Here is an 18686-nt window from a genome sequence, read left to right as displayed (position 1 = left end):
GGCAATCCGCCTCAGATTTCCCGTTCGAGATTGACCGCCGTCGGAATATGGCCGCCGGCGGCCCCCTTGTCTTCCGTGACCGTGTTCAGCAGATGATCGGCAATCAGCTCCGCCTGGAATTTACCAAGCTCGTAACAATAGGTGATTTCGCGCTTTTCGGCTGACCAGTAGACATCCGGACGGCCGCAGGACTTGGCCGTCAGCTTGACGTCTCCCTTCAGGCCATAACCGCCAAAGCTGCGGCTGATGAGATCGAGAACCTTCGATTCCTTGACCATGATGGCATAGGGCTCCAGTTCCGGATCGCGCGGCGGCACATAGGTGACGGCAAATCTGGATGGCGTCTGGCTGCGGTGCGGGCTTAGAAAATTCTCCCAGGCCGAAGCAACGCCCGGATAGGCGGCAGCGCATTTGTCGAACTCGGCATTGTTGAGCCCCATCATGGCGGCCAGGTCGCCATAACCATCCTTGTCACGGCCGACCATCAGGCAGGCCATGTTGCGGTCCCGGCTCCTGTCGGGCACCAGCGCGGAAAAGACGGGAGCCTCGTGCTCCGGCAGGGTCTCCGCCTCACGCGCCAGATACCAGCTGTCGGTGGCGTTGACGAGCGCGGTGTCGAGCCATTCCTCATTGGCCTGAAGGATGAGCGTGCCGGCCAGTTGATCGGCAGGCGCCTGAACACTTGCCGTGTCCGCTGTCCCGAAATCCGAGATCAGCATGCGTGCGCCCTCGTGATAAAGCGAGAAGATCGCGTTGCCGATGACGAAATTGACCGCCTGCTGCAGCTGATCGTCGGACAGACCGTCAAGACCGGAGGCGACCTGCGCGTCGGCCTGCATCGGAGCCGTCAACGATACGAAAGCCAGCGGAACGGCGGCCAGAAAACGACGGAACATAAAATCAGACCTTCCGGGAACGAGGAGCGTCACTGATTCCCGAAGCTAACGAGTCACGCAATGGGCTGGTTGCATCGCCTGTCAAGAATCGGGTGGATAGTGATCCGTTTCGGGACCATAGCTGCAAAGAAGCAACGCCGATCCCAACCCAGGAGGCCCCGTCATGACCGATCTCGTTTTCACCGCAATGCCGGCTAAGGAAGCCGAGGCCTTCCGCGCGGGAGACGCCGACGCCTATGGCAATCCGCCGGAGAAGGCCGTCTCTCCGGGCGGCATGCCCTGCCGCCACTGCCTTCGCCAGATCGGCGAAGGCGACGGGATGCTGGTCCTCGCTTACAGGCCTTTCCCCTCGCTGCAGCCCTATGCGGAAACGGGACCGGTTTTTCTGCATGCCGACGCCTGTGAGCGCTATCCCAAGACGCAGGATGTCCCGCCAATGCTGGACAGCCCGGACTACATCGTGCGCGGCTATGGAGCCGATGACCGCATCGTCTACGGCACCGGCGCGGTGACGGCGACGGGTGAGATCGTGTCGCGCGCACGCCACCTTCTGGAGCGCGCTGATGTCGCTTATGTCCATGTGCGATCCGCCCGTAATAATTGCTATCAGTGCCGTATCGACACAGCATAATCGGCAATTACCTGCAATTTTAAGAGAAGAACTAAACGGCTCTCAAGCTTTCCGCGTCATGATGCATGGTATCGGAAACAATTGATTTGAGCAGCAACATGACAAACAACCTCAATATGGCGACCCGGACCGCGCCCCGCAGCAAAACCAGAATTTTTGCGACTGTGCATTATTTCAGCCAGTCGACCCGGGGACGCGTGGTCGATCTTTCGGCGACGGGGATGGCGCTCGAACTGGACGGCCCTTTCGCCGCCGCCAAGGGCAGCCGGGTCAAGGTGCAGAGTGAAGATCTGGGCTTCATCGAAGGCGTCGTGCAGTGGCAGCACATGAACCGCCTCGGCCTGCAGCTCAAGCTTTCCACCAACACGCTGGCGCAGCTCTCCTCCTATTTCCGCTTCTTCCACGAAGAAGTGAAACCGACCCTCGCCCGCTAATCCGCTGGTCCAACAAAGACGATTGCGCAGGACGGACGATGCGCATTCTCCGGTACGGCGACACCCGCGCCGCGCTGCCGTGACAAAAAATTTATCAAACGGTTGAAAACAGGCCCATCCGTCACGGGCCTGTCATTTTGGTGATGGACTCCTCTGCGATTGCTTCTACCCTGTCGTTTTTTCATGACAGAGCAAGCTTCATTCGAAGGAGTTCCCATGTCGTCGCTTCTCGCTCTCCACCCCATCACCCGGCGTTCGCTTCTGGGCGGCATCGCAGCCTCCTCGGCGCTGGTAATGCTGCACCCTTTTGCTGCGCGCGCAGCGACCAACCAGGCGCATCTGCGCATCATGGAAACGACTGACATCCATGTTCATGTCTTTCCCTATGATTATTACGCCGACAAGCCGAACGACACGATGGGGCTGGCCCGCACCGCCTCGATCATCGACACCATCCGTGCCGAAGCTGGTAACTCGATGCTGGTGGATAATGGCGACTTCCTGCAGGGCAATCCGCTCGGCGACTATATTGCCTATGAGCGCGGCATGAAGGCCGGCGACAAGCACCCCGTGATCAACGCCATGAATGTGCTGGGTTATGATTGCGGCACCCTCGGCAACCACGAGTTCAATTACGGCCTCGACTATATGTCGAACACGCTGGCCGGCGCGGGTTTCCCTTATGTCTGCGCCAACCTCACCAAGGGCCAGCTCGCTTCCGATCCGAAAAACGACGAGCTGTTCTTCAAGCCCTATGTCATTCTGGAAAAGCAGATCCGCGATGGCGGCGGCGTGACGAGCCCGGTCAAGGTCGGCATCATCGGCTTCGTGCCGCCGCAGATCATGATGTGGGATTCCAAGAACCTCGAGGGCAAGGCGCAGACGCGTGACATCGTCGAGGCTGCGAAAGCCTGGGTGCCTGTCATGAAGGAAGAAGGCGCCGATATCATCATCGCCCTTTCCCATTCCGGCATCGACGGCAAGGGCCAGACCGAGCGCATGGAAAACGCCTCGCTTTATCTCGCTGCCGTCGAAGGCATCGACGCCATCTTCACCGGCCACCAGCATCTCGTTTTCCCCGGTCCGAAGACCTGGGACGGCATTGAGGGTGCGGATGCGGTCAAGGGCACGCTGATGGGCAAGCCGGCTGTCATGGCCGGTTTCTGGGGCTCGCATATGGGCCTCATCGACCTGCTGCTTGAAAAGGACGGCAAGAGCTGGAAGATCGTCGACTTCACCTCCGAGGCCCGGCCGATCTATCACCGCGACGAAAACCGCAAGGTCGTCGCCGATTTCACGGATAAAGCGGAAGTCCTCGCCGCCGCCAAGGCCGATCATGAGGCGGCACTTGCCTATGTGCGCCGTCCGGTCGGTAAAACCTCCGCGCCGCTCTATTCCTATTTCGCACTGGTAGCGGACGATCCATCCGTGCAGATCGTTTCCAATGCCCAGACCTGGTATATCAAGGACATGCTGAAGGAAGGGCAATACAAGGATCTGCCCGTGCTTTCGGCAGCAGCACCCTTCAAGTCGGGCGGTCGCGGCGGTGCGGATTATTACACCGATGTCCCCGCCGGTGACATCGCCATCAAGAACGTCGCTGATCTCTATCTCTACCCCAACACGGTGCAGGCGGTGCTGATCAACGGCGCGCAGGTGAAGAACTGGCTGGAAATGTCGGCCGGCATGTTCAACACGGTTGAGGCCGGTGCAAAGGACGCGCCGCTGCTGAACGCGGATTTCCCGTCCTATAATTTCGATGTCATCGACGGCGTGACCTATCAGATCGACATTTCCAAACCCGCGAAATTCGACAAGGACGGCAAGGCGGTCAACCCTGATAGCAACCGCATCGTCAACCTGCAATTTGAAGGCAAGCCGATCGATCCCGAGCAGAAATTCGTGGTGGCCACCAATAATTACCGGGCAAGCGGCGGCGGCAAATTCCCCGATATCGCCGGCGACAAGGTGATCTTCGTGGCGCCCGATACCAACCGCGACGTGATCGTGCGCTATATCATCGACCAGGGCACCATCAACCCGTCTGCGGATGCCAACTGGTCCTTCGCGCCTGTCGCCAATACCACGGCGATCTTCGAAACCGGCCCGAAGGGCCGTCACTATGCGGCTGAGATCAAGGGCGCGAAGATCGAGGATGCCGGTGACGGGGCTGAAGGTTTCGCGAAGTTCCGCCTGGTTCTCTAAAAACTTCGCCCTCCCGGCTGAAACCGGCCGGGAGGGCGAGACTGTCACTCAGCGGCGACAGCAATGGTCCTCTGCTTGCTGGCCGCAAGCATCCCGTTGAAATCCTTATGGTTCGGACAGGCAGAGAGGCGCTGCTGAAATGCTTCGGCAAGCCACTGGCCTGCGGGGCCTGCCGGTGAATCCACCCGCCGAAGCGCAAAGAGCGGATATTCGCCCTGCTCATAGGCCTCAAGTTCAAGCGCTTTCAGGCTGCCATTGGTCAGATCATTGCGCACGATCGATGCGGGCAGACCGCCCCAGCCGAGGCCACCCTTAATGAGCTGGTATTTCGTGGCGATGTCGCTGACCCGCCATGTCTTGTAAGAGAGAACATTGAAATCGCGGCCCTTGGTGAGGCCCGATGCATCGGTGACGACAAGCTGAACCTCCTCGCGCACGTCGGCGAGAACCAGCGGCCGCTCGATCTGCGCCAGCGGGTGATCCGACGCGACGACCGGCAACATGAAGGAATGGCCGACCTTTTCGACAACGAGCTCATCATCCTGGCGCAGCATCGCCCCGCCAATGCCGATGCCTGCCTTACGGGAGAGCACCATATCCATGACCATGCCCAATTCGCCGACATTGAGGCTGAGGGTGACGGTTGAGAACTGCTGGCGAAAATCCCTCAGCACGGCCACCATGGCCTCCGCCGGCACCATGGTGCTGATGGCGACCGAGAGTTCCGCCTCAAGCCCCTGCTTCAGCCCCTTGGCGCGGGCGCGCATCTCCTGCAGGCCGGCGACGATGCGCCTTGCATCCTCAAGCATGGCGCGGCCCTCATCCGTCAGCCTCGGCTGGCGCACGCCGCTGCGCTCAAAAAGCGTCACTTCAAGCTGCGCCTCGAGATTGGCGATGGTGTAGCTGACCACCGACTGGGCACGATTGAGCGCCCGTGACGCGGCGGAAAAGCTGCCGGTCTCGGCCACCGTCAAAAACACCTGCAATTGATCGAGTGTCGGGTTCGCGTCCATGTCCCATCCATTTCATCGATAGATTGCTTCCATATTATCACAGTTTTCTTGATGGCAGTAATTTTTCATATAGAGCGCAAAGGAAGGGCATCGTGCTCTCCCGCCCTCCCAAGGCGCCCGTCAATTCATCGCTTATGCAAGGAAAGACCATGTCCAACATTCTGCTCATCACCTCCAGCCCGCGTGGCGACGAATCGGTTTCCAACAAGTTTTCGGGTGAGCTCGCAAACAAGCTGAAGGCCAAGTCGGCTTCCAACACCCTTGTCCACCGCGATCTCGCCGCTGACCCGATCCCGCACCTCGACACCGTCAAGACCGCAGCGATCCGCAAGCCGGCCGACCAGCGCACCGCCGAAGAAGCGGTTGCCGCCGATTATTCCGACAAGCTGGTTACAGAGCTTCTGGCAGCCGACACGGTCGTCATCGGCACCGGCCTCATCAACTTCAACATCTATTCCGGCCTGAAGTCGTGGATCGACAACGTCGCCCGCGCCGGCCAGACCTTCAAATACACCGAAACCGGCCCGGTTGGCCTTGCCACCGGCAAGAAGGTCTACATCGTGCTGGCCGCCGCCGGCGTTTATTCCGAAGGCCCGGCCGTATCGATGAACCATGCCGTTCCCTACCTCAAGACCGTTCTCGGCTTCATGGGTATGACGGATGTGGAAGTCATCTATGTCGAAGGCTTGGCATTTGGTCCGGAAGCCGTCGAAAAGGCTGTGGCCGCCGCCGAAGCCAAGGTTGAAGAGCTGGCCCAGGCCGCCTGAGACAATTGAATGGAGGCTGATACCGAAAAGGTATCAGCCGACCCACATTCCGTAACGGCCGTGGACCTGATCCCGGCCGTTATTTTTTGCCGCATAGAGCCGCGAGTCGGCTTCGGAAAGAAGTTCGAGGAATACCCGCCCATCCTCCAGACCGGTCGCGACACCGATGCTGACAGTCAGGGGCGTTCCGTCGGGCCGGCGCAGACCCGTCAGCACGGCGGCACGAAGACCTTCGGAAAAGGCAAGTGCGGCCTCGTGCGTCATCGCCGGAAGCAGGGCCACAAATTCCTCGCCGCCAAAACGGTAGAGATGGCCATGTGGTTGAACCGACCGCTTCATGACGGCTGCGAATTCCCGGAGAATTTCATCGCCCCGCAGATGGCCGAACGTATCGTTGACGGTCTTGAAATGGTCGATATCGACGATGAGGACGCTGATCGCCCGTCTCTTCTCGGCGCAGTCAAGCACGATAGAGGGCGCGTCGAGCTCCATGCGGGCGCGGTCCGAAACACCCGTCAGCATGTCGCGTCCGGAGCGGGATAACAGCTCTTCGTAACGTTCGCGGAAGGTCAGATCGTTGAAGACATCCGCAATGTTGCGGCGTATCAGGAAACGGCCCTTGGCCGATGTCAGCCACAGATAGAGGGCGAAGAGAAGCGAATAGACCGCGACGGCCGCCATCTTCGCCTTCCAGCCATCATAAAACACATCGACCGGCGCGTTGAACAGAAGCCGCAGCGCACCGTAAAAACCCGCCTGATCGAGACTGAGGATGACGACACCGCAGATGCCGAAACGCAGGACGATATGGCGCTGCAGATACCGCCCCAGTTTTTCATAAAACAGGATGATGGCGATGGCGTCGATGTAAAGCAGGCTGGTGCCCCAGACCATCAGCACACCCATCTCGTCCAGAAAGCCGGTACTGACAGACTGTCCGGGCACGATCGCCACCGTCTGATGAAAGCGGATGATCTGGGCCATGATGACGGTCAATATGTTGCCGAGAAAAAGGCCATAGATCGGCTGGCGCACCACCGCAGCATCCTCGCGCATATAGAGCATGAGGATCATCATCAGCTTGCCGGCAAAAAGGATCGAGGAACCGGGCGACGCCACGCCGAAAGGCAGCTGCACGTAAAAGACGGCCGCCAGATAGGTTTCCAGAAAATGCATGACCCCCAGCGCGGTGAGAAAAACACCGATGCCGAGAATATGCCGGTAATGAAGGAAGGCCGTCATTACCGAAAAATAGACGATGGCCTCCGTCAAAAAGAGGGCCAGATTTGCCCACTGCATCGGCACATGCCTTATCGATCCACGTCGCGCGGGTTGATTGGCGCGACTCCATGCCCTTCAGAGACGATAGGCCGAAGCAAACAACGGAATCTTAATGTGAGAGGCAAGAAAACGTCATCATTTTCCTGGGAAAAGCGATGCGCCGTTCTGGTCGATGATGAGCTTCGCCTTGCGGATCGTGAACTCCACCGCATCGTCCATGCTGGTGAAGACGTCGGCGCGCACGAATTCATGCACCAGCACTTCGTCGCCGGCCTTTTTCTCGATGCGGCCGGCCAGGCGGAACTGACCGCCTTCCTTGATCGGCGTCGCATAGATCAGATAGTCGCCATGCGCATGCGGCTCGGCCTGCGACACCTTCTGCGGCGCGTCGGAGGACGGCTGGCCGGAGCCGAAGGCCGAGAGGATTTTGGAAAAAAACGATGCCATGGCTTTCACTCCCTCAATCTATGTCACGTTTGAAGGGCGGAGGCGATCCGCCGCCCTTCCCTGTCCTTAACGCCCCGATTAGATGATCAGGTTCGACAGGATGTCGTTTTCGGTGATGTCCTCATAACCGAGACCGGCGGCCTCGAAGCGCTCCAGCAGGCCTCCGAAGTTTTCCTGCGCGTTGGTTTCAATACCGATCAGGATCGAACCGAAATTGCGGGCCGATTTCTTCAGATATTCGAAACGGGCGATATCGTCGTCCGGGCCGAGCAGATTGAGGAAATCGCGCAGCGCGCCGGGGCGCTGCGGCAGGCGCAGGATGAAATATTTCTTCACGCCGGTGTAACGCATGGCGCGTTCCTTCACATCCGGCAGGCGCTCGAAATCGAAATTGCCGCCGGAGACCACGGCGATGACCGTCTTGCCTTCCAGCCTCTCACGACCGAGCTTCTCCAGCGCGGCGATGGAGAGCGCACCCGCAGGCTCCAGCACCACGCCTTCGAGGTTCAGCATCTCGATGATCGTCACGCAGATGGCGTTTTCCGGAATAAGCATGACCTGCTCGGCCGGGAAATCCTTCAGCGCCTTGAAGTTCAGGTCACCGATGCGGGCGACGGCTGCGCCATCGACAAAATTGTCGATCTTGTTCAGCGTCACCGGCTCGCCGCGTTCCAGGCTCTTCTTCAGGCTCGGCGCACCCTCGGGCTCGCAGAATACGAAGTTCTCCTTACGGACGGTGCCGGCCAGAAAGCCTGTGAGGCCGGCCGAAAGACCGCCGCCGCCGACCGGCATGACAACGATGTCAGGCTTCGTGCCCTCCGGAAGCTGGTCCATGATCTCGGCGGCAACCGTCGCCTGACCCTCGATGATGTCCTCATGATCGAAGGGCGGCACCATGTATCCGTCATTATCCTGCACATGCTGGCGGGCAGCGGCGTAACACTGGTCGAATATGTCACCCACCAGACGGATGCTGATGAATTCGCCGCCGAAGATGCGGGTCTTCTCGATCTTCTGCTGCGGCGTCGTCACCGGCATGAAAACAACGCCGTGAACGCCGAAATGGCGGCAGGCGAAAGCAAAGCCCTGGGCATGGTTGCCGGCGGAAGCACAGACGAAAACCTTGCCCTTGCCGGCCTTGGCCACCGCCTTGCGCAGAAAGTTGAATGCGCCTCTAATCTTGTAGGAACGAACCGGGGACAGATCCTCACGCTTCAGCCAAATCGACGCGCCATACCGACGGCTGAGATGTTCATTCAACTGCAACGGCGTTTCCGGGAATATTTCCCGCACTTCCCGCCGCGCTGCTTCCACAAGCTGCTTGTCCACGATAGTCAATCCATTGAAATTCATAATGGCACCCGCTATGCCATAGGAAGACGTCCGAGACAAAGACTCATTTCAGCGCGGCAACAAACTCCGGGTTTCATTTCTTGAACAGCAACCTTCTGCGCTCGGTCATATATGTGGCGTCCATCTTCGGGCTTTACATGGCGACGGCCATGTTCCTGCCGGCGCTCACCGATCTTTATTACGGCAATGACGACTGGATGGTGTTTGCGCTGTCGGGTTTCATGTGCGGAGGCTTTGCGCTAGCCTGCGCGCTGGCGACGCGCGGGCCGATCGCCTCCTTCAACAAACGTTTCGGCTTTCTGCTCGTCAACCTGCTCTGGCTGGTCTTTTCCATCGTCGGCGCGGTTCCGCTTTATCTGTCGGAACTCAACCTGACGCTCGGTCAGGCGATCTTCGAATCCGTTTCAGCCATCACCACAACAGGATCGACGGCCATATCCGGGCTCGACAACGCGCCGCAGGGGATCCTGCTCTGGCGCTCGCTGCTGTGCTGGCTAGGCGGCATCGGTATCGTCGCCCTCGGCCTCTTCATCCTGCCGCTACTGCGCGTCGGGGGCATGACCTTCTTCCGAATGGAATCCTCCGATACCGGCAATGACCGGCCCTTCGCGCGGCTGGCGAGCTTCACCCGGGCTTTCGTGGCCATTTACATCATCATGACGCTTGCCTGCACGATCGCTTACGATTTTGCCGGCATGTCGCATTTCGACGCGCTGAACCATGCCATGTCGACGGTCGCCACCGGCGGCTTTTCCACCCATGACGCCTCTTTCGCCTATTTCAACAATACCGCGCTGCTGTGGATCGCCACCATCTTCCTGATCTTCGGCAGCCTGCCCTTCTCGGTGATGATCCTGCTTGCCGTGCGCCGGCGGCTGGAGACGCTGCGTGACCCGCAGATTGCCGTCTTCCTCGGTTATCTCTGTGCGATCTCGATTGCCGTGGGCGTTTATCACCATCTTAGAAACGGCGTGCCGCTGGATGACGCGCTCAGTCACTCCTTCTTCAACATGACCTCGATCCTTTCGACCGGCGGCTTTACCAGCGATGACTATACGCTCTGGGGTCCCTTCGTCGTTGTCGTCGCTTTTTTCGCAACCTTCATGGGCGGCTGCTCCGGCTCGACGGCGGGCGGCATCAAGGCCTATCGTTTTCTCATCATGTTCAACGTGGTGCGCGCCGGGCTGAAGAAGCTGATCTATCCGAACGCGGTCTATTCGGTGCGTTACGGCCAGCAGGTGGTCGATCCCGATACGATCCGGACGATCTTCCTGTTCGTCAGCTGTTTCATCGCGCTGTGGATCGCCGGCAGCCTCGCCATGAGCCTGATGGGTTACGATTTCCTCACCGCCACCTCGGCCGTTGCGACCTCACTCGGCAATGTCGGACCCGGCATCGGCCCGATCGTCGGACCGGCGGGTAATTTCTCCACGATCAGCGATCCCGCGCTTTATCTCCTGTCGGTCCTGATGCTGCTCGGGCGTCTGGAAATCCTGACGGTTCTGGTGCTGCTGATGCCAATCTTCTGGCGCAGCTGATCCGGCGATACACATGTTGCGAATGCGCGAATAAAGCGCTTGACCTTCCCACGTTGGAATAGTCCAGGCTCCTCCTGTTACGAATTCCAAACCATGGAGAACCGCCTATGTGCACCGCCCACCAGCATCACCCGGAAACCACTGCCGCACCCGTCGATGCCGACCTTTCTTTCCACGTTGAAGACATGACCTGCGGTCACTGCGCCGGTGTGATCAAGGGCGCGATCGAAAAGACCGTTCCCGGCGCTGCCGTGCATGCCGATCCGGCAAGCCGTACGGTCGTGGTTGGCGGCGTCTCCGATGCAGCGCGTATTGCCGAAATCATCACCGCCGCTGGCTACACGCCGGAAGCGCGCGCCTGATCCGAAGAGATGCCGGCGGCGCTTTCATCCTGACGCCGCCGGGTCGCCCCGCCTGCCCCGCTTCGCGCAGAACCTGCGTGACAGCCGTTGGACGACATCGCGTTTCGTCCTTTCAGACCTCCCGAGCAGATATCTCTCCCTAAACCGGTGGTGAAGGCCTCACGCCTCTCGCGTCATCCCCGGGCTCATCCCGAGGATGACGCGGAGTGTTTGGTGTAGTTCGTCATTCCAAATCAATATCACCCACATTGTCCAGAAATTTGGCCCGCACGGCAGTGCGACTGATCCGGCATCCAGCCACGGCGTTGCGGCACCATAGAAATATGGCCCGGCTCTTGCGAGCCGGGCCATACCTCGTCAGCAATGTCATATCGGCTTATTTCACCGCCAGATCCTTGGTCATGATGAAGTAGTTGATCGGATGCGGCTTGAAGTTTTCGACCTTGTCCGAATAGGCGTCGAAAGCGGTCTCGTGGATGAGGTAGACGGTGACGGCTTCATCGTAAACCCTCTTCGCCGCCTCGGCATAGATGGCGTAACGCTTGGTCGGCTCAGCCGTCGCATAGGCCGATTTGATCAGCTTGTCCGTCTCCTCACTGCAATAATGCGAGATGTTGTAGCCGCCTCCGCAGGTATAGTCGGCATTGAGGAACCCGATCGGTTCGGCAACATCCGTGGCGTAACCGCGTGACAGAAGAACCATGTCGAAATTGCCGGCCAGGAGATCGGGCTCAATCGCAGTGTAATCGGCAACGCGCACATCCACCTTGATGCCGATTTCCTGCAACTGGGCCTGGATAACGGCGGCAACATCCTTGAGTTCGGTTCTTTCAGTGTAGGCCAGAAGCGTCAGCTTCAGGCTGCCGGGAGCAATTCCCGCCTCTTTCAGCAGAGCCTTCGCCTTCTCTACGTCATAAGCCGGTGTGACATCTTTCGGCGCCCACGGCTCTCCCGGTGCGAAGGGCATCGTTGCGGGTTTTACCACGCCTTCATAGATGCTGTCGGCAATACCGGCGGTGTCGACGGCAGCCCGGATCGCCTGCCGAACCTTGATATCCTTGAACGGCGGCTTCGAATTATTGAGAAGCATTTCCGTAATCCGGGGCACGGTAATTGGCGCAACCTTGACACCCTTCGTGGCTTCAATGGTCTTTACCGCCCAGGGTGGTATCACGCGCGAAATCTGCACTTCACCGCTTCTGATCTGAGTGGCGCGCGTATCGGCATCCGGAATAAAGTTCACGCGGCCGCCCGAAAGCTTCGGCATGCCGTTCCAATAGTCATGGTTCGCGGTCAGTTCCATAAATTGGTTGGCATCGACCTTGGTGATCTTGAAGGGGCCGGTGCAGGTTCCGATCGGATCCACCTTGCCATCCTTATAGGCGGATGGCGCGAGGATCGAAGTCGCCGGGCTTGCCATTTGCGCCGGCAGCAGCACCGATGGCTCGATGGTCGTGATCTTCACGATATCGTCGCCACCAGCATCGACGGCAGCGATCAGCTTGGGCGAAAAGGCGCGGGCCGGAACGGGCGCCTTGAGAAGATTGGTAAGTGCATTGACCGCGGCCGCAGCATTAAGCGGCTCGCCGTTCTGGAACTTCACGCCCTTGCGCAGCTTGAATTCCCAAACCTTCGGTGAGGTTTGCGTCCAGGATTCGGCCAGCCCCGGCTCCAGTGCGGTGTTATAACCGACGCGGACCAGGCTTTCGAAACACCCTGCGCGCGAACCGAGATAGGCGTCGTCGGAAGCCATCTGCCAGCCGGTCTTGACGCCGGTATAATCGTCATAGGTAATCGTTCCGGCTGTCGCCGCCTGCGTCCCAAACGAGACCACAACGGCGCACGTCGCCAAAAGTGCGTGCTTCATCATAGAAGATTCCCCTTTTATTTTTGATGACAACGCTCACAGTTCGTAAATTTTCTCGAAATTTCACTCAAACAAATACGAAGACAACAATAATACCCTATGGATATCTCACGATTATCCATTCGAATATTATTCATTTTACGTTTTATACTCGGAATTTTATTCCGATATTAGTTCGCAAACACACAATTCATCTGTTTTTACAGCAACAGAAAACTGTAACTGCGTTATCCGTCAGCCCAATTCCCGCCAGCGGTGGCAGCGGGCAAAATGTTCGCCGGAAACGCCTTCCAGAACGGGTTCTACCTCACCGCATATCTCGGTCGCATATTTGCATCGGGTGTGGAATTTGCATCCATCAGGAGGATTGAGAGGGCTCGGCAAATCACCGTCCAGAAGCATTTCCGGTGCATATAGCCCGGTCTCGTCCAGCATTGACGATGCTATGAGCGCCTTGGTGTAGGGATGTTTCGGCGCCCGGAAAAGCTCCTCCCGGTCAGCGATTTCAACGACGCGCCCGAGATACATCACGGCGATGCGATCGCAGAGATAACGCACCACGCGCAGGTCATGAGAAATCATCAGAACCGTCAAACCGTGACGGCGCTTCATGTCCATCAGAAGGTTCAGGATCTGTGTGCGCATCGAGGCGTCGAGAGCCGATGTCGGCTCATCGCAGACGAGGAAGCTCGGATTGAGAAGCAGCGCACGGCCGATGACGACGCGCTGCAACTGGCCGCCGGAACACTGGCTCGGATAACGATCAAAAAATGAGCCGTCGAGACCGACCTCTTCCAGCATCCGGAAAACCCGGGCCGTGCGCTCCTCGCGCGTGCCGATGCCATGCTGGGCAAGCGGCGCTTCCATGCTCTGGCCGATGCGCATGCGCGGATCGAGTGCGGAATAAGGGTCCTGAAACACCAGCTGCACGACCCGGCGCATACGCCGGAGCGCCTCGCCCTGCATGTGCAGCATATCGTTCTGCCCGATGCTGACCTCGCCTTTCGTTGCGTGGGTCAGCCGCGTGATCAGCCCGGCAACCGTGCTTTTGCCGCATCCGGATTCACCAACAAGGCCAAGCACTTCCCCCTCGCCGATCGTCAGGGAAACATCATCGACCGATTTCACCACACGGTGACCGAAGCCCGATATGGGATAATATTTGCAGAGGTTCTTCGCGACCACAAAGGGCCGGTTCTTGTTTTCCTCCGATGGCGGGGTCTGTGTCGTCGCTGTCGATAACATTGTCGCCCTCCCTCAGCAGACTGTGTGGCTGGCATGGTCATGAGCGGCATGATCGTGACCGACCGCCCAGCACCGCGCCTTGCGCCCTTCGGGCAAGGCATTCAGATCGGGTTCCGACGCCATGCAGCGGCCGCCCATGCCTGCCGAGTTGGCAAGTGCGCAGCGCGGATGAAACCGGCAGCCGCAGGACATGTCATGGGCCTGCGCACTCGAGCCGGGAATCGTCAGCAATTGACCCTCGCTGTCGGTGGTCAAAAGCGAACAGCTGATAAGCGCCTTGGTATAGGGGTGCTGCGGCGACTTGAGGATCGCCTGGGTCGGCCCCTCCTCGACGATGCGGCCGGCATACATCACCGCGATCCGGTCCGCGAAAGCGGCAACGACCGAGAGATCATGGGTAATCAGCAGCGTGGCAAGCCGGCGTTTGCGGCGTTCGTCATCAAGCAGGCGGAGTATCTGCGCCTGAACGGTGACATCAAGCGCCGTCGTCGGTTCGTCGGCGATCAGAAGCTGCGGATTGCCTGACAGTGCGGCGGCAATCATGACACGTTGCGCCATGCCGCCGGAAAGCTCGTGCGCAAAGCATTGCGCCCGCGCCGACGGATCGGGAATGCCGACATCGGACAGGAGGCCGACGACCCGGTCGAGAGCCGCGTGCCGGCTCATTTTACGGTGTATCCAGAGCGGCTCGGCAACCTGCGTCCTCACCCGACTGGTCGGGTCGAGCATGGCCTGCGGCTGCTGGAACAGCATGCTGATATCGGCACCGCGCAGCGCGTCGAGTTCTGAGGATGAAAGAGCGAGAATATCGCGCCCGGCAAAGGAAATGCGGCCGGAATTGATTTCCGCGCCCTGCGGCAAAAGTCGCATCAGCGATAGCGCCGTCATGCTCTTGCCTGACCCGGATTCGCCGACGAGAGCGACGACTTCGCCGGCGTTGACGGAAAGCGTCAGGCCCGAAATAACAAACTTGCGGCCGTTTTGCGCCGGCACAGAAACGTGCAGGTCCTCGATCTCCAGAAGCGGTGCGCATTCGGGAGACATGGCCGTCCTGGCAAGCGTTTGTCCTTCGATATTCATAAGAGTTCCCCTTATTTTTATTGAATCGGAGGCATTACGTATTTTCATGCGGCTTCAGACGATATTACTCTCCTTCTAGCTCCGTTGCGTCATCTATGTTTGACAATCGTCAAATCCGTCATTGCCCGCCCGCAGGCGTCAATGACCGTTGGTTTTCTTTGTTTCCAGATTGAGGCCATGGCCGATCCACGTCACGCTGAGCGCTGCAAGGAAGATCGCCAGACCCGGTGCGATAACGAGAACGGGCATCCGCTCCGCATAGGCCTGCGCGTCGGCCAGCATCAGCGCCCAGTCGGCGGCCGGCGGCTGTACGCCAAGGCCCAGAAACGACAACCCGCCAACCGTGATCAGCTTGTGGCCAAAGCGCAGGAACGCCACCGCCGCAATCGGCCAGATCGTGTTCGGAATAATATGCCGGAAGATGATGAAGCGCCGTGTACAGCCTAGCACCTCGGCTGCGCGGATATATTCGCGTGAATTGATCGAGAGCGTCAGTCCCCGCGCCAGCCGTGCAAAAGGTGTCCAGCCGACGATCGTCAGCGACGCGATCAGCGTTCCATATCCCGGGCCGAAGATGGCCACGAGGAAAATCGCGATTACCACATCAGGTATGGCGATGAGCAGGTCCACGATGCGCATCAGCACCTCGTCGAGGATGCCGCGGCTGCGGCCGCTGATAATGCCGATGAAGGTTCCGATCACGACCGACAGAATGACGGTGATGGCGGCAATGGTGACCGTGAAGCGGCCGCCGATCAGCAGCCGGCTGAGCACATCGCGGCCCAGGTGGTCCGTTCCCAGCCAGTAGAGGGCGCTTGGCGCGTTCAACCGCAGACGCAGGTTCTGCTTTGCAGGATCATAGGGCGAAATCCACGGCGCGATGACCAGCAGCAGGATGATGACGAGAAAGATCGCCGCGCCCGCATAGAAGGTCCAGTGACGGCAGCGGATGAAATCCGTGAACCGGGACAGGTTCGAGGGGCGCTTGGGCATGGTCATCGGCATGGCGGCGACTGGCGCGCTCGGAAAGTGGCTAATGGTCATGGTGACCTCGCATTGCTGGATTGATCAGGACATAGAAGCTGTCGGCCAGGGTATTGACCAGAATGGACAGGGCCACGATGCAGATGAAACCGCCCTGCAGCATCGGGATGTCGCGATTGACGACGGCGTCGTAGAGAAGCCGGCCCATGCCGGGAATGGCGAAGATCACTTCCACGACCACCGATCCGCCAAGCAGGCCCGCAAGCCACAGGGCGAAGAAAGTAACCACCGGCAGCGAACCGTTGCGGATGCCGTGGCGCATCACCGTGCCATGCATGCCAAGGCCGCGGCTGCGCGCCGCCGTGATATAGGGCGCGCGTAAAACCTCGGCCATGGCGGCGCGTGTCACCTGCGTGAAATAGGCGAGCGGCCGCAATGTCAGGGTCAGCGCCGGAAGCACGAGGGAACGCCAGCTATCCCATCCCGCCGACGGCAACCAGCCGAGATAGAGCGCAAAGACCAGTGCCGACATGGGCGCGAACCAGTATTCCGGCGTTGCGACGAAAGTCTGGATCATCAGCGTCGCGAAATTGTCCAGCCGCCCACCCGGACGCATCGCCGCCAGCGTGCCGAGCGGCAGGGCGACGGCGATCGCGAACGCCAGCGCCGTCAGCGCCAGTGTCACCGACACCCAGAGCGACCGCATAAGCTCGGCGGCCACAGGCTGGCTGCTGGTAAAGGAAAACCCAAGGTCGCCACGCAACGCATTCGACAGCCATGCGAAATATTGCACATAAAGCGGCCGGTCGAGCCCGAGACTGGCCCGGAGCGCCTCCACCGCATGTGGATCGAGCGCGGTGTCGCGCATGCGTGAAAACAGGATAGTGCGGGCCGGATCACCGCCCGCCATATAGGGCAAAAGAAACGCGATGACGGAGACGATCGCCAGCATCAGGCACAGAATAAGGAAGCGCTGTATTATCTGTATCCACATGGCCTTGTCTCCTTCACCGCAATTGGCATTTCCACTGCAATCGACGCTCGCCCCCGAAGGAGGCGGCCGCTTATTTCGCCAGGCGCTGTAAATCCATCACCGGCCCGGACGTACCCTTCAGCATGCCGGACCGTTTGGGCACGACAGCCACCGGTGCAAAATCGACATCTTCGGAATGGGCCAGATCATGAATGATCGGGCACTCCGGCTCGCCATTGTCGGGGCAATAGGTTGCAAGGTTTCGAAGCGTGTCCGCCATCTCCCGAAGCGTATGCATCTTCGCTTCCAGATCGATGACATGTTCCATGACGATGCGTTTGACATCACAGGAGGCGCCACCCGGATCGCGCCACAGGGTCATGAGCTGCCTGATCTTTTCGATGGAAAAACCGAGATCGCGTCCGCGGCGAATGAAGCGCAGCGTTTCCAGATCATTGGCCGTGTAGACCCTATACCCGGAATCCGTGCGGTTTGCCGATTTGATCAGACCGATCATCTCGTAGTGCCTGATCATCTTTGCAGAAACGCCGGAGGCGGTGGCGGCTGTGCCAATGTTCATTGATCCTGCTCCTATCTTTCCGGGGTGAAAAATACATCTGCATGAATGTCTGTGGCGCGCATGCCGCGCGCCAGAAGCTGCGGCACCGTCGCCTCGATCATGGCCGGCGGTCCGGCAATATAGGCTTTCCAGCCATCGAGATCGTCGAAATCACTCGCCACGGCCGCACCGACATAACCGCACCTGATATCGGCATGGTCTTCATGCGAGAGAACCGGAACGAAGTTCAGATTGCCATGCTGCGCTGCAAGGTCCCCGAAGCGGTCGAGCATATAGAGATCACGCTGCGCGCGCGCGCCGAAATAGACATGAACCGGGCGTTCACGGCCCGTTGCAAGCGCTGCCTCGACAACCGCCTTGACGGGGGCAAGCCCCGACCCGCCGGCGATGCCGAGGACGGGCCCACAATGTTTCTCCCGCAGGAACGAAGAACCGAAAGGCCCCACGATCGTCACGGGATCACCCGCCCTGACGCGCGAAAAGATACGGCCGCTCGTCATGCCGCCGGGAACGTGCCGGATGTGAAATTCGATCAGTTCCTCATCCACCCGGCTGGCGATGGAGTAGTCACGCGGCGAACAGTCCGCATAAAGCAGGCGCACATATTGCCCAGGCTTGAAGGCAAACTGCCCGCGCTCGTCGAGCCGGATGCGGATGAGCTTGATATCATGCGTCGCATCCACCGCTTCCGCAACCACGCCCTCAAAGCGGCCGGTCGGAATATCGGCGATCTCATCCGCCCCATCGAGCCAGCTGATCGTCATTTCGCTTAACGGCACGGCCCGGCAGGCGAGCGTCAGGCCATCGGCCTTTTCCTCTTCGGTCAAGGAGAAGGGCGTGTGCTTGAGAAGATCGATTTCGCCGGAAATGAGATGCGATTTGCAGGCCCCGCAGCGGCCCATGCGACAGCCATGCGGATAAGTGACGCCAGCGGCCAATGCGGCCTGAAGCACGGTTTCACCCTGCGCCGCCATGATGCTGCGCCCGATCTGCGGCAGATAGATTGTGTTGCCAGGCGTCATCACATCCG

The 18686-nt window shown here is 59.4% G+C and carries 18 protein-coding genes; 6 read left to right on the top strand and 12 right to left on the bottom strand.

What is annotated here, in order from left to right:
* Positions 1–11: 11 nt before the first annotated feature.
* Positions 12–896 (bottom strand): DUF4344 domain-containing metallopeptidase, encoded by an 885-nt coding sequence (locus tag WDZ78_RS13235; RefSeq protein WP_425673256.1) that lies wholly within the window; start codon positions 894–896, stop codon positions 12–14.
* 163 nt (positions 897–1059) lie between these two features.
* On the opposite strand from WDZ78_RS13235, the gene WDZ78_RS13230 reads away from it, so the two are divergent.
* The 3 genes from WDZ78_RS13230 to WDZ78_RS13220 all read left to right on the top strand — a co-directional run bounded on the left by WDZ78_RS13230 (position 1060) and on the right by WDZ78_RS13220 (position 4166).
* Positions 1060–1527, top strand: coding sequence for a DUF1203 domain-containing protein (locus WDZ78_RS13230; protein ID WP_020009408.1), 468 nt, complete (start codon positions 1060–1062; stop codon positions 1525–1527).
* 98 nt (positions 1528–1625) lie between these two features.
* Positions 1626–1961: a PilZ domain-containing protein gene (locus tag WDZ78_RS13225; protein ID WP_003502271.1), complete on the top strand. Its 336-nt coding sequence runs from the start codon at positions 1626–1628 to the stop codon at positions 1959–1961.
* 216 nt (positions 1962–2177) lie between these two features.
* A complete protein-coding gene (locus tag WDZ78_RS13220; RefSeq protein WP_020009410.1) occupies positions 2178–4166 on the top strand; it encodes a bifunctional 2',3'-cyclic-nucleotide 2'-phosphodiesterase/3'-nucleotidase in 1989 nt (662 codons plus the stop codon).
* A gap of 44 nt (positions 4167–4210) precedes the next feature.
* On the opposite strand, the gene WDZ78_RS13215 is transcribed toward WDZ78_RS13220, so the two are convergent.
* Positions 4211–5179 (bottom strand): LysR family transcriptional regulator, encoded by a 969-nt coding sequence (locus tag WDZ78_RS13215; RefSeq protein WP_020009411.1) that lies wholly within the window; start codon positions 5177–5179, stop codon positions 4211–4213.
* Positions 5180–5328: 149 nt separating this feature from the next.
* On the opposite strand from WDZ78_RS13215, the gene WDZ78_RS13210 reads away from it, so the two are divergent.
* Positions 5329–5946 carry an FMN-dependent NADH-azoreductase gene (locus WDZ78_RS13210; RefSeq protein ID WP_026363437.1) on the top strand — a complete coding sequence of 206 codons (618 nt, stop codon included), beginning with the start codon at positions 5329–5331 and terminating at the stop codon, positions 5944–5946.
* 33 nt (positions 5947–5979) lie between these two features.
* Here the strand turns inward: WDZ78_RS13210 and WDZ78_RS13205 are convergent, their stop codons facing one another.
* The 3 genes from WDZ78_RS13205 to ilvA all read right to left on the bottom strand — a co-directional run bounded on the left by WDZ78_RS13205 (position 5980) and on the right by ilvA (position 9027).
* Positions 5980–7245: a GGDEF domain-containing protein gene (locus WDZ78_RS13205; RefSeq protein WP_003502263.1), complete on the bottom strand. Its 1266-nt coding sequence runs from the start codon at positions 7243–7245 to the stop codon at positions 5980–5982.
* A gap of 117 nt (positions 7246–7362) precedes the next feature.
* Positions 7363–7674 carry an HlyU family transcriptional regulator gene (locus WDZ78_RS13200; protein WP_020009413.1) on the bottom strand — a complete coding sequence of 104 codons (312 nt, stop codon included), beginning with the start codon at positions 7672–7674 and terminating at the stop codon, positions 7363–7365.
* Positions 7675–7752: 78 nt separating this feature from the next.
* Positions 7753–9027, bottom strand: coding sequence for a threonine ammonia-lyase (ilvA, locus tag WDZ78_RS13195; RefSeq protein ID WP_425673252.1), 1275 nt, complete (start codon positions 9025–9027; stop codon positions 7753–7755).
* A gap of 80 nt (positions 9028–9107) precedes the next feature.
* On the opposite strand from ilvA, the gene WDZ78_RS13190 reads away from it, so the two are divergent.
* Positions 9108–10565, top strand: coding sequence for a TrkH family potassium uptake protein (locus tag WDZ78_RS13190; RefSeq protein ID WP_425673250.1), 1458 nt, complete (start codon positions 9108–9110; stop codon positions 10563–10565).
* Between the two features lie 107 nt (positions 10566–10672).
* On the top strand, positions 10673–10927 hold the full coding sequence (locus tag WDZ78_RS13185) for a heavy-metal-associated domain-containing protein (protein WP_003502257.1): 255 nt from the start codon (positions 10673–10675) through the stop codon (positions 10925–10927).
* A 376-nt stretch (positions 10928–11303) separates the two neighbouring features.
* On the opposite strand, the gene WDZ78_RS13180 is transcribed toward WDZ78_RS13185, so the two are convergent.
* The 7 genes from WDZ78_RS13180 to WDZ78_RS13150 all read right to left on the bottom strand — a co-directional run bounded on the left by WDZ78_RS13180 (position 11304) and on the right by WDZ78_RS13150 (position 18678).
* Complete coding sequence (locus WDZ78_RS13180) at positions 11304–12797, bottom strand: ABC transporter substrate-binding protein (RefSeq protein WP_425673248.1); 1494 nt, start codon at positions 12795–12797, stop codon at positions 11304–11306.
* A 231-nt stretch (positions 12798–13028) separates the two neighbouring features.
* Entirely contained in the window at positions 13029–14039 is a 1011-nt protein-coding gene (locus WDZ78_RS13175; RefSeq protein ID WP_425673247.1) for an ABC transporter ATP-binding protein, read from the bottom strand.
* A 12-nt stretch (positions 14040–14051) separates the two neighbouring features.
* The gene (locus WDZ78_RS13170; protein ID WP_425673246.1) at positions 14052–15119 is read right to left on the bottom strand and encodes an ABC transporter ATP-binding protein; all 1068 of its coding nucleotides are present in this window, start codon (positions 15117–15119) and stop codon (positions 14052–14054) included.
* A 138-nt stretch (positions 15120–15257) separates the two neighbouring features.
* Positions 15258–16163: an ABC transporter permease gene (locus WDZ78_RS13165; protein ID WP_026363440.1), complete on the bottom strand. Its 906-nt coding sequence runs from the start codon at positions 16161–16163 to the stop codon at positions 15258–15260.
* Positions 16153–17097: an ABC transporter permease gene (locus WDZ78_RS13160; protein WP_026363441.1), complete on the bottom strand. Its 945-nt coding sequence runs from the start codon at positions 17095–17097 to the stop codon at positions 16153–16155. The genes WDZ78_RS13165 and WDZ78_RS13160 overlap by 11 nt, the downstream gene beginning before the upstream one ends.
* Before the next feature lie 70 nt (positions 17098–17167).
* On the bottom strand, positions 17168–17656 hold the full coding sequence (gene cueR, locus WDZ78_RS13155) for a Cu(I)-responsive transcriptional regulator (RefSeq protein ID WP_020009421.1): 489 nt from the start codon (positions 17654–17656) through the stop codon (positions 17168–17170).
* A gap of 11 nt (positions 17657–17667) precedes the next feature.
* Positions 17668–18678 (bottom strand): 2Fe-2S iron-sulfur cluster-binding protein, encoded by a 1011-nt coding sequence (locus WDZ78_RS13150; protein ID WP_425673244.1) that lies wholly within the window; start codon positions 18676–18678, stop codon positions 17668–17670.
* Between the last annotated feature and the right edge of the window lie 8 nt (positions 18679–18686).

The organism is Agrobacterium sp. M50-1 (assembly GCF_049843495.1).
GTDB classification, from domain to species: Bacteria; Pseudomonadota; Alphaproteobacteria; order Rhizobiales; family Rhizobiaceae; genus Agrobacterium; species Agrobacterium radiobacter.
This window is presented reverse-complemented; position numbering and strand designations above follow the sequence as displayed.

What these genes read in the sequence shown, in the direction of transcription:
- WDZ78_RS13225 (WP_003502271.1), top strand. Translation starts at nt 1,626, where the DNA reads ATGACAAACAACCTCAATATGGCGACCCGGACCGCGCCCCGCAGCAAA.
- WDZ78_RS13165 (WP_026363440.1), bottom strand. Translation starts at nt 16,163, where the DNA reads ATGACCATTAGCCACTTTCCGAGCGCGCCAGTCGCCGCCATGCCGATG.
- WDZ78_RS13175 (WP_425673247.1), bottom strand. Translation starts at nt 14,039, where the DNA reads ATGTTATCGACAGCGACGACACAGACCCCGCCATCGGAGGAAAACAAG.
- WDZ78_RS13230 (WP_020009408.1), top strand. Translation starts at nt 1,060, where the DNA reads ATGACCGATCTCGTTTTCACCGCAATGCCGGCTAAGGAAGCCGAGGCC.
- WDZ78_RS13150 (WP_425673244.1), bottom strand. Translation starts at nt 18,678, where the DNA reads ATGACGCCTGGCAACACAATCTATCTGCCGCAGATCGGGCGCAGCATC.
- cueR (WP_020009421.1), bottom strand. Translation starts at nt 17,656, where the DNA reads ATGAACATTGGCACAGCCGCCACCGCCTCCGGCGTTTCTGCAAAGATG.
- WDZ78_RS13205 (WP_003502263.1), bottom strand. Translation starts at nt 7,245, where the DNA reads ATGCAGTGGGCAAATCTGGCCCTCTTTTTGACGGAGGCCATCGTCTAT.
- WDZ78_RS13160 (WP_026363441.1), bottom strand. Translation starts at nt 17,097, where the DNA reads ATGTGGATACAGATAATACAGCGCTTCCTTATTCTGTGCCTGATGCTG.
- WDZ78_RS13180 (WP_425673248.1), bottom strand. Translation starts at nt 12,797, where the DNA reads ATGATGAAGCACGCACTTTTGGCGACGTGCGCCGTTGTGGTCTCGTTT.
- WDZ78_RS13235 (WP_425673256.1), bottom strand. Translation starts at nt 896, where the DNA reads ATGTTCCGTCGTTTTCTGGCCGCCGTTCCGCTGGCTTTCGTATCGTTG.
- WDZ78_RS13220 (WP_020009410.1), top strand. Translation starts at nt 2,178, where the DNA reads ATGTCGTCGCTTCTCGCTCTCCACCCCATCACCCGGCGTTCGCTTCTG.
- WDZ78_RS13215 (WP_020009411.1), bottom strand. Translation starts at nt 5,179, where the DNA reads ATGGACGCGAACCCGACACTCGATCAATTGCAGGTGTTTTTGACGGTG.
- WDZ78_RS13210 (WP_026363437.1), top strand. Translation starts at nt 5,329, where the DNA reads ATGTCCAACATTCTGCTCATCACCTCCAGCCCGCGTGGCGACGAATCG.
- WDZ78_RS13185 (WP_003502257.1), top strand. Translation starts at nt 10,673, where the DNA reads ATGTGCACCGCCCACCAGCATCACCCGGAAACCACTGCCGCACCCGTC.
- ilvA (WP_425673252.1), bottom strand. Translation starts at nt 9,027, where the DNA reads ATGAATTTCAATGGATTGACTATCGTGGACAAGCAGCTTGTGGAAGCA.
- WDZ78_RS13170 (WP_425673246.1), bottom strand. Translation starts at nt 15,119, where the DNA reads ATGAATATCGAAGGACAAACGCTTGCCAGGACGGCCATGTCTCCCGAA.
- WDZ78_RS13200 (WP_020009413.1), bottom strand. Translation starts at nt 7,674, where the DNA reads ATGGCATCGTTTTTTTCCAAAATCCTCTCGGCCTTCGGCTCCGGCCAG.